The organism is Pseudomonadota bacterium (genome assembly GCA_039714795.1).
Taxonomy (GTDB): Bacteria; Pseudomonadota; Alphaproteobacteria; order JAGOMX01; family JAGOMX01; genus JBDLIP01.
Genome location: JBDLIP010000057.1, coordinates 1 through 11,346 on the forward strand (window position 1 = coordinate 1; position 11,346 = coordinate 11,346).

General features: G+C 45.6%; 8 protein-coding genes. 4 read left to right on the forward strand and 4 right to left on the reverse strand.

The annotated features are described in order from the left end of the window. The first annotated feature begins 119 nt into the window (after window positions 1-119). Entirely contained in the window at window positions 120-476 is a 357-nt protein-coding gene (locus tag ABFQ95_05305) for a hypothetical protein (protein ID MEN8236942.1), read from the forward strand. A gap of 264 nt (window positions 477-740) precedes the next feature. Here ABFQ95_05305 and ABFQ95_05310 read toward each other — a convergent pair whose 3' ends face one another. The 4 genes from ABFQ95_05310 to ABFQ95_05325 are packed head-to-tail and all read right to left on the reverse strand — an operon-like array spanning window position 741 to window position 7,943. Next, window positions 741-2,189, reverse strand: a complete 1,449-nt coding sequence (locus ABFQ95_05310; protein ID MEN8236943.1) for a TrkH family potassium uptake protein — start codon at window positions 2,187-2,189, stop codon at window positions 741-743. Window positions 2,190-2,242: 53 nt separating this feature from the next. Further along, window positions 2,243-5,368 carry an efflux RND transporter permease subunit gene (locus tag ABFQ95_05315; protein MEN8236944.1) on the reverse strand — a complete coding sequence of 1,042 codons (3,126 nt, stop codon included), beginning with the start codon at window positions 5,366-5,368 and terminating at the stop codon, window positions 2,243-2,245. A 14-nt stretch (window positions 5,369-5,382) separates the two neighbouring features. Continuing rightward, window positions 5,383-6,609, reverse strand: coding sequence for an efflux RND transporter periplasmic adaptor subunit (locus ABFQ95_05320; GenBank protein ID MEN8236945.1), 1,227 nt, complete (start codon window positions 6,607-6,609; stop codon window positions 5,383-5,385). Then, complete coding sequence (locus ABFQ95_05325) at window positions 6,609-7,943, reverse strand: TolC family protein (protein MEN8236946.1); 1,335 nt, start codon at window positions 7,941-7,943, stop codon at window positions 6,609-6,611. The genes ABFQ95_05320 and ABFQ95_05325 overlap by 1 nt, the downstream gene beginning before the upstream one ends. 165 nt (window positions 7,944-8,108) lie before the next feature. Here ABFQ95_05325 and ABFQ95_05330 point away from each other — a divergent pair, with 165 nt between their 5' ends. The 3 genes from ABFQ95_05330 (at window position 8,109) to ABFQ95_05340 (ending at window position 11,128) form a co-directional block, all read left to right on the forward strand. Then, complete coding sequence (locus tag ABFQ95_05330; GenBank protein ID MEN8236947.1) at window positions 8,109-8,879, forward strand: class II aldolase/adducin family protein; 771 nt, start codon at window positions 8,109-8,111, stop codon at window positions 8,877-8,879. Window positions 8,880-8,960: 81 nt separating this feature from the next. Continuing rightward, window positions 8,961-10,346, forward strand: a complete 1,386-nt coding sequence (locus ABFQ95_05335; GenBank protein ID MEN8236948.1) for a phosphomannomutase/phosphoglucomutase — start codon at window positions 8,961-8,963, stop codon at window positions 10,344-10,346. Continuing rightward, the gene (locus ABFQ95_05340) at window positions 10,343-11,128 is read left to right on the forward strand and encodes an MBL fold metallo-hydrolase (protein MEN8236949.1); all 786 of its coding nucleotides are present in this window, start codon (window positions 10,343-10,345) and stop codon (window positions 11,126-11,128) included. The genes ABFQ95_05335 and ABFQ95_05340 overlap by 4 nt, the downstream gene beginning before the upstream one ends. Window positions 11,129-11,346 lie beyond the last annotated feature (218 nt).

An 11,346-nucleotide genomic window follows, 5' to 3' on the forward strand; every position in this document is an offset into this window, starting at 1 on the left:
GAGCTCTTAACTACGTTGTACATTAGTTTTTTAGTGCCCGGGGCCCTCTTGCTGTTGATGGTTTTCTGTTGATCAGTTGTGGTTTGTGCAACAACTCTTGGAAAAAGGAGAAACTACTTATGTACTTTTGCAACCACCTCTATCTTGTTGGCCGTCTTGAGGCAAACGTTCAAGCTGCCTTTAAGAATAAGCATGAACGATTGGCTACCTTTACCTTACTCACGCCTATTAAGGGCAGTAACAATGAACGTTTCTTCAAATACCGGGTTTCTGTGGAAAATCCATCATTAGTGGAATACGCAGAAAGTTGTTTGATCGCCGGCAAACTCGTATTTGTTTTGGGGCAGTTTGAACCAGATTTGGATGAATCTGGACCCGCCTGGGTTGTGATCTCTGAAGACTTTGGCATGCTGCATCCCATTGGCTCGCACGTGCATCCCTCACTTCCCATACCAGCTTTGCATGAAGAAACTTAACGAGTTAACGGAGAAAGTGGCGCCTGACGTTTGTAGCGCCACTCACTTACTTACTGACTTGTAGTTTTACTTAGCCTCTTTTTGCTGAAAAAAAATAATATGCACCCCATAATTCGGACCACTTTTTAGCAACCAGATAAGGAGATTTTTTCTGCCCCGAAAATCAAGTAAAGATAATCTCAGCAGAAGGAGAGTCAAAAGGTTTCAAGAAAAGTATCGCAATCGTTGAGCGCTTTTGTCCCTACAGCACGAACAATAATTTTTCTAATCCCGCCAAAAGCTGGGCATGAACAGAATCAATAGCGTAATAAGCTCGAGACGCCCTAAAAACATGCCCCCCATTAATAGCCATTTAGCGCTGGTGGGCAATAATGTGTAGGTACCGCTGGGGCCGATGAGAGGGCCAAAGCCGGGGCCAAGATTGGTAATTGCCGAGGCAGCACCCGAGAGCGAGGTGATAAAATCAAGTCCCAGAAACGACAGCCCTAAGCAAAGGGCAGCGTAAGTAGATACAAACAATCCAAGATACATAAAAACAGACCCCATGACAGCTGAATCAATGGTTTGTTTGTTGTAGGTCGGCACATAGACCAAATGCGGCCGAAACAATTTTCGAATTTGCGCTTTGGTTAGTACGTAGATAATCTTAACTCGCAGAATCTTGATACCACTTGTGGTGGAGCCAGTGCATCCTCCAATAAATAGCAGGATAAAAAAGAAGATAATGGCAAAGCTGCCCCAGCGTTCGTAGTTGGTGGTGGTAAAACCGCTGGTGGTCATGATGGCAATGGTGTTGAAAAAGCTTTCGCGCAGCGCTTTTAAAAAAGGAACGTTTTGCATTTCCCAGCGCCACAGGGTCATGACACTGGGAGCCAGTGCTACCAGACACAGAAATGTGCGGGTTTGCCCGTCCTGCCACAAGGCACCACGGTGGCCGCGCAGCATGCGAACAAATTGTAGGAGTGTCATCGCACCAATCACCATGAATACCATCATGATGATTTCAACGGCAGGATTTTTAAAATGGGCAACGGATTGGTCAGATGTAGCCATGCCGCCCGTTGCAACTGTGGTCAGTCCCACACAGACAGCATCAAAACCATCGATGCCTGCCAGCCACAGCAAACAAACACACAAGAGGGTCAAGACAGCGTAGGTCCAAAAAATTGCCTTGGTGATTTGTGAAACACGGGGCAAGATTTTCTCCATGCGATCAGAAAATTCACTGTGAAACAATTGCATACCACCGATGCGCAAGAGTGGTAAAACAGTAAGAGCCATCACGATAATGCCGATACCTCCAACCCATTGTAGGATAGCACGCCATAGTAAGATGCCTTTGCTGGTAAACTCCAGTCCCGTTAAAACCGTTGCCCCTGTGGTTGTCAGAGCAGAAATACCTTCAAAAAAGGCATCCGTGGTGGTGGTGGTGACCCTGGTGAGCAAAAATGGCAGCGAGGCAAAGGCGGCCAGCGTCAACCAACATGAAGCCGTCAGCAAGAATGTTTCGCGCAACGAAAGCTCAATGCGTTTATGAGGTCTATTGGCAAGGACAAAAAAAGCGCCACAGAGCAATGTCATCAGGGCAGCCTCAAGCAAGCGGATCCAGCTTGGGTGCCCTGCTACCAACTCAAACAGTGCCGGCACTAGCATTAAGCTGCCCAGAGCACTCAGCAACAAGCCAACAACAAAGAGGATGGGTTGATAGTTCATGTGAATATATTACGGCAACATAAGTGACAGAACCATAAATTTTTCTGCACCCATTATTTCCTTTTCAGCTCTGCCGTCTTCCAAACTAAGAATACGGCAGGTATCACCACCAAGGCCAGTAACGTTGCACTCAACATGCCTCCCACCATTGGGGCAGCAATGCGCCGCATGACTTCTGACCCTGTACCTGTCCCAAACATAATAGGGAGCAGGCCGCCAATAATTGCTGAAACAGTCATAATGATGGGGCGCAGGCGAAGCAGTACGCCGCTTATAACTGCCTCTTCAACATCGGCTTTCGTCAGAGGGTGCTTGGTGGCAGCTCTCTCTTTTTGGCGCTGCAAAAGAGCTTGATTGAGATAAATAAACATAATCACACCAATTTCAACCGCGACTCCTGCAAGAGCGATGAAGCCAACACCTACCGCAATAGATAGATTATAGTTCAGGATGTAAAGCAGCCACAGTCCTCCCACAAGAGCGAGGGGTAGCGATCCCAAGATAATAAACACTTCTGAAAAGCGCATAAAACACAAGTAAAGCAGGAAGAAAATAATTACCAATGTCAAAGGGATAATTCTGCTTAAGCTCTCTTTGGCGCGCTGCATATATTCATATTGCCCTGACCAAGACAAGGAATATCCTGCTGGAAGTTTGAGTTTCTGATCAACAGCTTGGCGAGCTTCGCTCATGTAAGACCCTAAATCTCTATCCTTAATGTCGACAAGGACCCACCCAGTAAGACGAGCATTTTCACTTTTGATTCCGGGCGGTCCATCTTGAATTGAAATATCTGCAACATCTGCCAGGGTAATATGAGCGCCTGCTGGCGTGACAATGGGCAGAGTTTTGAGTTGTGCAACAGAGTCCCGGTAGGATTGCGGATAACGTATATTTACTGGATATCGCTCTAATCCTTCAACTGTCTGAGTTATACTCATTCCGCCAATGGCCGTACTGATCACCTCTTGAACGTCTTTAATATTTAGTCCAAATCGTGCACTCCTATTACGGTCAATATGCAGGTTAATATAGCGACCCCCTGCAACACGTTCGGCGTAGACTGAGGTAGTTCCAGGAACTGTTGATAAAATCGCCTCCAATTGCGTGCCAATTTTTTGAATTTTTTTGAGCGAGGGCCCAGAAATTTTAATTCCCACAGGCGTTTTAATCCCAGTTGCCAGCATATCTATCCGGGTTTTAATGGGCATGACCCAGGCGTTGGTCACGCCTGGAAGTTTTACCTGCTTGTCTAATTCAGCGCGCAACTTTTCAGGTGTCATGCCTGGACGCCATTGATTTCGAGGTTTAAATTGAATCACCGTTTCAATCATTGTCAGGGGTGCTGGATCCGTTGCTGTTTCAGCACGGCCAATTTTGCCAAAAACGCTTTTTACCTCCGGAAATGCCATGATTAATTTATCTGTTTGTTGCAAAAGTTGTCTGGCCTTGCCAATGGATAGACCAGGTAACGTTGTTGGCATATACATCCAATCTCCTTCATCGAGATCTGGCATGAATTCTGAGCCAATGCGGGATAAAGGCCAAATGCTAATGAGGCAAATGACAATTGCCGCCATAATGATGGTTTTAGGTGCTTTTAAGACAATGTGAATAAAGGGCCGGTAAGCACTGATCAACCAACGATTAAGGGGATTTTTGTGTTCGGGAGTGATTTTACCGCGAATAAAGTATCCCATCAAAACCGGGACAAGAGTGATGGAAAGCCCTGCTGCAACAGCCATTGCATAGGTTTTGGTAAAGGCAAGTGGGGCAAATAAGCGACCTTCTTGAGCTTGAAGAGCAAAGACAGGCAGGAAACTAAAGGTAATAATAAGCAGGGAGAAAAACAGGGGCGGGCCGACTTCACAGGCCGCTTGTTGAATAACTTGCCAACGATTTTCATCCTCGAGCTCAACCCCTTCCATATGTTTGTGCATGTTTTCGATCATGACGATGGCCGCATCTACCATGGCACCAATTGCAACTGCAATCCCTCCCAGCGACATAATATTGGCATTAATTCCTTGAAGATACATAATGATAAATGCGCCTAGCACTCCAACAGGTAGGCTGACGATAATGACCAGGGAAGAACGAAAGTGAAACAAAAACAGTAAACATATTAAGGTCACAACGATAAATTCTTCGATAAGCGTGGACTTAAGGGTGCCAATGGCACGTTCGATTAAACTTGATCGATCATAGGCTTCAACAACTTCGACGCCTTTAGGCAAACTTTTTTTCAGCTGGGTCAGCTTGGCTTTCACTGCATCTATTGTTTCCAAGGCATTACCTCCTTGGCGCATGACGATAACACCACCTACAACTTCTCCCCGACCATTGAGCTCAGCAATTCCTCGTCGCATTTGCGGGCCAAGGTTGATTCTAGCAACATCAGAAAGGAGGACAGGAATCCCATTTTTGTGTGCGCCCAAAGGAATGGCTTCCAGATCCTTGATGTTTTGTAAATATCCATTGGTACGAACCATATACTCAGCTTCGCCCATTTCCAAAACAGATCCGCCGACTTCTTGATTGGCGCGTTGAATAGCCAGCTTTATCTGAGATAGAGAGAATCCGTAGGCCCGCATTCGATTTGGCTCGAGAGTGACTTGGTATTGCCGTACCATCCCTCCTACTGTGGCAACTTCAGAAACTCCTGGGACGGTTTGCAATTCATATTTAAGAAACCAATCCTGAATACTTCTTAATTGAGAGAGATCATGTTGGCCTGTTTCATCCACCAAGGCATATTCATAAACCCATCCAACCCCCGTTGCATCTGGACCCAGCTCAGGTCGGGCGCCTGCTGGTAATTTGCTTGAGACTTGATTTAAGTATTCCAGCACGCGGGTGCGAGCCCAGTATGGATCTGTCCCGTCTTTAAAAATAACGTATACATAAGAATCTCCAAAGAATGAATAGGCTCTTACAGTAACCGCTTGAGGAACTGCCAACATCACGGTGGCTAAGGGATAAGTGACTTGATCTTCCACCACCTGAGGGGCCTGTCCTGGAAAAGGCGTTTTGATGATCACCTGGACATCTGAGAGATCTGGGATGGCATCAACGGGTGTATTCCTGAGGGCGTAAATCCCCATGGCAACAAGTAGAAATGTAGCCACCAGAACTAAAACTCGGTTGTTGATCGACCAGCCAATGATCCTGTTTAACATGGTTTTGCTTTTTGTTATTGCTGCTGATTTACAGTTGGTTCTCTCTCATTTTGCATGCGACCCAAATCGGCTTTAAGGTTAGATTCAGAGTCAATGAGAAACTGAGCTGAAGTCACGACGCGCTCGCCACGCTTTAATCCTGCTAGCACCACAATGCGCCCTTCAGCTTCAAGGCCCAATTTGATGGAGCGAACACGATAAATCCCTTTGCCAAGACTAACGACAACCCTTGCTCCTTCGCCTGTGTAGATGACGGCTTCACGTGGAATGGTCAATACACCTTGCTCTTGACCAGAAAAAATCGTGATATCAGCGTACATATTAGGTTTAAGAGTTTCTTTTGGATTATCGAACCGCAATCTCGTCTTTAAAGTATGCGTGTTGGGGTCAAGCTGTGGATAGACATAATCTACGGTTCCTTCCCACCATTTTCCAGGAAAGTAGGGCAATCTCACAACTGCCCGTTGTCCCTGTTGCACCCATTGTGATTCTCTTTCAAAGACTTCACCCAGCACCCAAATACTCGATAAATCTTCTATGGTCATCAGATCTTGACCAGGTTTGACATAAACTCCCTCTCTTAATTCGAGTTTGGCGATGATTCCAGCTTGTTCTGCATAGTACTCAATCATTTTGGTGATGCGTTGGGTCTCTTTTATTCTAAGGATTTGTGCCTCTGAGAGTCCCAGGGCCTGCAATTTTCTATATGAAGCTACCTGTATAGCAGCGTTGTTTGACTTTAAGGCCAGTAGATATTCTTCTTGGGCATTAATTAGAGTGGGAGAATATATTTGAAACAGCAATTGCCCCTTGGCAACATGTTCGCCTGTGGTCTTAACAGCTAAGCGCTTGACCCAGCCATCTGTATAAGTATTGACCTTTTTAATGCGATTTTCATTGGCAGTGACATACCCCACTGTCTCAATAGTAAGTGACAAATCCTGATGCGTAACAGGCGCGGTGCGCACCCCGAGGTTTTGTTCAATGACGGGCGAGATCTTAATACTGGTTCCTCCCCCCGCTTCGTCATCAGCATAAACCGGCACCAAATCCATCCCCATGGGGGATTTACCAGGCTTATCTCTTCGATAAGTTGGATCCATCGGTGCCACCCAATATGAGGGTTGTTTCTCTTTTGTCTGGGTGACTGCATCCTTTTGTGCTGCCCAGTAGGATTGAAAATACATTCCAAAGATAAATGTGAAAGCAAAGCCAGTCCCCACGAGGAGATATTTTCTCATCAATCACTTCCTTCAAGGTATAAGAGCGCAGCGCGGGTCTTACTGAGATCAACACGAATCCTTAGCTCTTTCAATTGGGTGTCAAGTTGCGCAATAAATGCCTGAACCAGAGTTGAAAAATCTGACAGAAGATTTTGATACGCCGGTAGTGTGGCTTCAGCATATTGCTTGGCTTCAGGAAGGAGTCGCTGTTGATAATGTTCTGCTTGCCTTAATAATTTTTGCCAAAGAGCATATTGTTGCCCAACTTCAGAAGTCATCTTACGATAATCTGATTCTTGCAATTCCCGGGTGGCATGCAGATTTGCCAAGCTCTGCGCCAAATGTCGATCTTGTCTTTGGGCCGTAAAAATAGGCAGATCAAAACCAACTTGAGCTCCGACAAAATCAGCGCGCCGGCTTGTGCGGCCAGTGTTCGTTCCTTGCCGAAAACCATAATGTAGTCCTAAATTCCATCCAGGTTTGTATTGTTCCTCTGCGTGCGCTACTTCTTGTCTGCTGGCAGCAACAAGGGATGCATCGCTTTTTATGTGGGGATGTTGATTTATTTTTTGCTGTAACAAGTGTTGAGCGGGAGGTTGGGGCCAAACTGGTAATCTATCGGGTAGTGCTAGCCCTGCAATTTCTTGACCAATCCAACGACCCAGTCTTGCACGCAGTGTTGCAATTTGCTGCTCTATTTGGATGTGGCGGTTTTCAATATTGGATAATTCCAGTTGTGCCCGAAGCACGTCATGTTGGCGGGTTTTTCCCACTGCCAGCATAGATTCAGTGACATCGACGAGGTGCTTGAAAGTACCCATCATCTCATCAACAATTTTTGCAGCTTGGGTCCAATAGTAAATCTCTAACCACTCAGTGCGAACGGTCAGGAGAATACTGGCCTTGGTGTTCTGACCGCGGAATTGCTCAGCTTTTGCCATCAATTCCTTCTGCTGCGATTTGATAGACAAAGATTGACCTTTCGGGAAAGCCTGAGCAACGCTAAATTTAATCTGGGTCATGTTTTCTTGGGTTAAGCTAAAGTTATCGGTTGGAACATTTATGATCCCCGCTTGTATAGTTGGGTCTGGCAGCTCACCAGCTGCAACGGCAGCTTCCCTTAAAGCTTGTTCTTTATACCTGATCTGAGCGATCTCGGGAGCTGTTTCTAAGGCAATTTTTTCTATTTTCTCCAGAGTCAATGCAGATAAGTGTTCAGCATTTACGTTTTGGCAAAAAGAGAAGGTTACCATAAGCATGGTTCCCCAGAAGGAAAAATTACCACGCCTTAATGTATCTGCCAATTTATCTCCTAACACCAGCAGGTTTTTTTGCCTCTTATTGCTGATCATTACGCCTACCTGATTGTCAATTATAGTTTTAAAAATTGTACCAATATACTCGTTGAATTTCAAACTGTGGGTATATAATGGAAAACCCTGCAAACTTTCTTGGTTTCTACGCAGGCTTAGGTTAGACTGCGGTCATGGTTAAAGGATTTAAAGGTAGAGTGCACATTGGTTAACCAAACCGTTACTAAACCTATCCCTCCAGCCTCTCTTGCACAGGAGCAGAGGGCAGAAGATGTGGTCCGTCAAGAACTGGCAAATGCCTATCAGATTTTAGCACGACTGGGCTATGATGATCTGACCTACACTCATCTTTCCGCTCGAGTGCCAGGATCGCAAAGCTTTTTTATGCATCCCCTGGGTTTGCTTTTCGAAGAAGTTGAACCCGATAACCTTTTGCAGATGAATCTGACAGGAGAGGTCTTGCACGGCACACAGGCGCAATACAATCAAACCGGATACATTATGCATAGCGCATTGTATCAAAATCGCCTGGATATCAATGCGATTTTTCACTTACATACCACGGCAGGAGTTTCCGTATCCGCAATGCAGTGTGGTTTGTTGCCCTTAAGTCAGTTTGCACTGCATTTTTTTAATCGCATGTCCTACTCTGACTATGATGCTCTTGTATTAGATCCAAAGCGGCATGGAGAAAAATTGGTGCGAGATTTGGGACAAAACAAAGCGATGCTGTTGCGTAATCATGGAACTTTGACCCTTGGTTCTACAATTCAGGAGGCTTTTTTCTATACCAATTTTCTGGAAAAAGCTTGCCAAGTGCAGTGCCAAGTTCTAGGATCTGGTGAGTCTTATATGGTGCCCGCAGACGATGTATGCGAGCAGGCTCGAGGAGATATGCAAAATTTTGAGACAGATTTGGGCGTAAGAGATTGGGCTGCATTGGTGCGTAAGTTTGGTTTGGAGTCTAAGGGATAGGATCTTCCCTGAAACATTGACTTTCGCCCTGGATCCATTCTAAAAAAGTAGAGTAGTCACTACCGATAGATAACTTAGTTCATGACCCATACTTTCCACCCCTCAATTCTTCGTGCTTACGACATTCGTGGTGTCATAGGTGAAACTTTATCTCAAAGAGATGCTTATTTTATAGGCCGTGCTTTTGCCACTCGGGTGAAACAGGAAGAGGGCCGTGTGGTTTGTGTGGGGCGAGATGGCCGTCTAAGCTCTCCAGAGTTAATGCAAAGCGTGATTCAAGGATTGAGCGAAGGCGGACTGGATGTGATCTGTGTTGGATTAGGACCAACCCCTTTGACCTATTTTGCTATGCACCACCTAAAAGCTGATGCGGCTTTGATGGTCACAGGCTCGCACAATCCGGCAAATTATAATGGCTTTAAAATGTGTTTGTCCAAGGGACCAATGTTTGGTCGTGATATTGAAGAGTTGGGGCAGATTGCTGAGGCTGGAGATTTATCAGAGGGTTCTGGAAAAACAACAGATCGTGATTTGGCGGCAATTTACCTAGAGTATTTACTTAAGGATTTTAGCACCCACTATCCCAATGCAAAATCACTCAAGATTGCCTGGGATGCTGGAAATGGTGCAGCTGGCGAATTGCTTGAAGATTTAGCGAAAGAACTGCCTGGTGAGCATATACTTTTAAATACAACAATTGATGGTACCTTTCCAGCGCATCACCCGGACCCGGTAGTGCTGGAGAACCTGGTGCAACTGCAACAAGCAGTGGCTGAGGGTGGTTGCGATTTGGGGATTGCTTTTGATGGCGATGGGGATCGGATCGGAGTGATTGATGGCCAGGGGCGTATGATCTTTGGTGACTTGTTGGTTACGTTGTTTGCCGGGGAAGTTTTAAAGACGCATCCGAGTGCACCCATTATCGTGGATGTTAAAGCCAGCCAGGTTTTCTTTGAGGAAGTCAAACGTTTAGGCGGCGAACCCATAATGTGGCGCACCGGGCACTCGATCATCAAGTCCAAGATGAAACAAATTGATTGTCCGCTGGCAGGTGAGATGAGTGGGCACATGTTCTTTGCCGACAGGTATTTCGGCTTTGACGATGCGTTGTATGCAGCTATGCGATTGATTGGCATTGTCTCTAGCCAAGAGGAGACCATAGCGCAGTGGCGTGATCGCTTACCGCAACGTATAAGTACACCTGAAATGAACATTGCTTGTGATGACGTTAAAAAATTTCAGATTATTGAAGAGATTACAGAGAAATTGAAAGCGCAACCGGACATTGCGCTTAATGATATCGACGGCGTTAGGGTGACAACGAAAGCAGGCTGGTGGTTGCTGCGCGCTTCTAATACACAAAGCGCGCTGGTGGCGCGAATTGAAGCCGATACTCAAGAGAATGTGGAAAAGTTACGCCAAGAGCTGGCAGCGCATCTTGCTGCATACGGATTAAAAGCGACATGAAGATCCGAATTCTTGGCTGTGGTCCTTCAGGGGGAGTGCCACTGGTTGGCAATGTTTGGGGAAACTGTGATCCGGAAAATCCAAAGAATCGGCGTTTAAGAACCTCGACTTTGGTTACGCACCGGGGCAAAAATATTCTGATTGATACCTCACCGGATTTACGGCGGCAGTTATTGGATGCAGGGGTGACGCGTATTGACGCTGTGCTTTACACCCATGACCATGCTGATCACACGCACGGTATTGATGAACTGCGTCCGCTGTATTTTGGCAATCGAAAAAATTCTATTCAGGTATATGGTAATCAGGCCACTATTGATCGAATACAGCGAAAATTCAAATATCTCTTTGACCCTAAAGAAGATGAACTCTCCCGTGATTTATATCCCAACATTTTGCAAGCAAATGTGATTGGGGCTAAATCCTTTGATTTATTTGGATTAAGCATCCAGCCTTTTCTCCAAGATCATGGGTATTCCAGATCACTTGGCTTTCGCATCGGTGATATGGCTTATTCCACCGACGTGGTTCGATTAGACGAAGATGCCTTTAAGGTTTTACAAGGCGTAAAGCTTTGGCTGGTGGATTGTTTGGCAGAAACGCCACGGCGAACCCACTCACATCTGGAACAGACACTAAAGTGGATTGAGCGAGTGGGTCCAGGTAGGGCAATATTGATTCACATGAATCAAGAGCTAGATTATGAGGTTTTAAAGGGAAAATTACCGGAAGGGATTGAGCCAGCGTTCGATGGGATGGAGATTGAGGTTTTGAATAAGTAACCTCAGTTTTGGATAAGCCCTAATCCCTCCATATTCATCTTTGGCTTCCTTCCTTCCTTTCATCTGATACGCAACGATTCCAGCTAAAAGATTCACACAGAAATTAGTACAACTCATTGCTATAGGCACCTGCAGATGAGAAGGTAAAATTCGACTTTTTATATGGTATAATGGCCAATCTTGTTTTTTATACGTCTACCTACCCACCAGCTATACAC